Origin of the sequence: Mariniflexile aquimaris (assembly GCF_042676825.1) — a bacterium.
GTDB classification, from domain to species: domain Bacteria; phylum Bacteroidota; class Bacteroidia; order Flavobacteriales; family Flavobacteriaceae; genus Mariniflexile; species Mariniflexile aquimaris.
In genome coordinates this window covers 1-1,893 of sequence record NZ_JBHTIB010000021.1, presented here as the reverse complement: position 1 = coordinate 1,893, position 1,893 = coordinate 1, and the positions used below count along the sequence as shown (strand labels likewise).

The following is a 1,893-nucleotide window of genomic DNA, read 5'->3' as shown; positions in this document are numbered from 1 at the left end:
GTATATAAATTAACAGCGTAAATTCAATTTTAACCTGTAGCCATATTTCAGGACAAGACATGTAAGAACACCCGAAATTGAATTATAAATTATGACCATAAAAGAAGCCATTTTAAAAAGCCTTGATGACATAAACGGATTGACAAACTATATGGAAATTCACGACCATATAATAACAAATGGTTATTATGACTTTGGTAAAGCGAAAACACCACCAGCGACAATTTCTGCATTATTAGGAGATTTTATAAGAAATGGAGATACTCGAGTTAAGAGAATTAAACAAGAAGGTGGTTCGTATTCATATTATTTGACAAAAAACGAGCAAGATATCGGAATTGAAATCTTGTCTGGGACAACTACAACCACGACTACCAAACTGCCGAAAGTAAAAGTCAAATCATATAACGAAAGAGATTTACATAAGCTTTTGAGCAGTTATTTGAAAAATACCAAAATCTATTCTAAAACCATATTTCACGAACAATCAAAATATGGGAAAGACAACAATCAGATTTGGACACATCCAGATATGATTGGCGTTAAATTTTTGAATTTACAGACCAAAGTCAGTCAAAATTTTTTAAAGTCAATTAATCGGGTTGATACTTTTAAATTAAGTTCTTACGAGCTTAAAAAAGAAATTAACTCGGATTCAGAATTGAAAAAAGCCTATTTTCAAGCAGTTTCAAATTCAAGTTGGGCGAATTATGGTTATTTAGTTGCTTTTGAGTTTAGCGATAGTTTGTCTGATGAAATGGAAAGACTAAACCAATCTTTCGGAATAGGAATAATAGAACTAAATTCAAATCCATATCAAAGTAAAATTCTATTTCCAGCAATTTACAGAGACCTCGATTTTAAAACCATCGACAAACTATGTAAAATCAATAAAGAATTTGAACAATTTATTGAACAAACCGACAGATTAATGACTGCTCAAGAACGTTATTACAAATCGACTGAAAAAGAACTTGACGAATTTTGTGATGATTATTTTGAAAATGACACGGAAATTGAAAAATACTGTAAGGAGAAAAATATTCCAAACGGAGAATAAAAACACTAACCACAACAACGTGTATAATTAATTGCTTTGGTCGTTGCTTATTTGGAAAATTCCTTCGGAATTTTCTCGCGTTCGTTTTTGTTTACTAAATTTGTTGCTGAAACACGCAACTAACCATACACAAAACCGTTGTACACAAGCTGAAAAAAATGAATCCTTTTGACTTAAATGATGTTTTTAAAAAAAATGTTGGAGAATTTATTCTAACATTTTCAGAAATTGAATTTAGTCTTGGTGTAATGGTTTCATATATAGTAAAAGGAATCGAGGATAATCCACTAAACCCTGATATTATTGGATTAAATTTAGATGATAAGCGAAAGCGCATAAGGAAGGGACTAAAGGACAACAGCGAATTATCAAAATTATGGGATAAAATTGATGGTAAACTTTCTGACTGTAATGAATTTCGGAGATTAATTGCTCACGGAATTGTTTCTAACCATTTACCCAATCCAAGCTTACAAGTTTTAGTTAAGGCAAAACCAAGAAATGGTGTTAAAGGATTTATATTTAAAGATATCACTAATGAAGATGTGGAGAAAAAACTCAAAAAGCTGATAGATATAAATTCTGGCAAAATCGGACTTGGAGTTCTAAATTCTGAAATAAAAGAATGGAAAAAATAAAAAGCCAGTGTACAACAATGTATAACCGCAATTACGGCGGATTCGACTACGTCCGAATCCACTCGGAATTGCTAACGCCAGTGCTTAACCGAAAATTAACGCATATTAATCCGTAACTGACGGTTATACGAGACCGTTAGCCACAATTTAAAAAAAATGAATCGTTACCTTTTAATATTAGGATTTTTGTTTTTA

2 protein-coding genes are annotated in these 1,893 nt (G+C 31.4%); both read left to right on the top strand.

Features of this window, described 5'->3' with window-relative positions:
• The first annotated feature begins 91 nt into the window (after positions 1 to 91).
• On the top strand, positions 92 to 1,060 hold the full coding sequence (locus ACFQ0I_RS15815; RefSeq protein WP_379943932.1) for a hypothetical protein: 969 nt from the start codon (positions 92 to 94) through the stop codon (positions 1,058 to 1,060).
• Positions 1,061 to 1,218: 158 nt separating this feature from the next.
• On the top strand, positions 1,219 to 1,698 hold the full coding sequence (locus ACFQ0I_RS15810) for a hypothetical protein (RefSeq protein ID WP_379943931.1): 480 nt from the start codon (positions 1,219 to 1,221) through the stop codon (positions 1,696 to 1,698).
• Positions 1,699 to 1,893: the final 195 nt, after the last annotated feature.

Bases quoted from the DNA above. Each gene is read 5' to 3' on its own strand.
- ACFQ0I_RS15815 (WP_379943932.1), top strand. From the start codon at position 92: ATGACCATAAAAGAAGCCATTTTAAAAAGCCTTGATGACATAAACGGA.
- ACFQ0I_RS15810 (WP_379943931.1), top strand. From the start codon at position 1,219: ATGAATCCTTTTGACTTAAATGATGTTTTTAAAAAAAATGTTGGAGAA.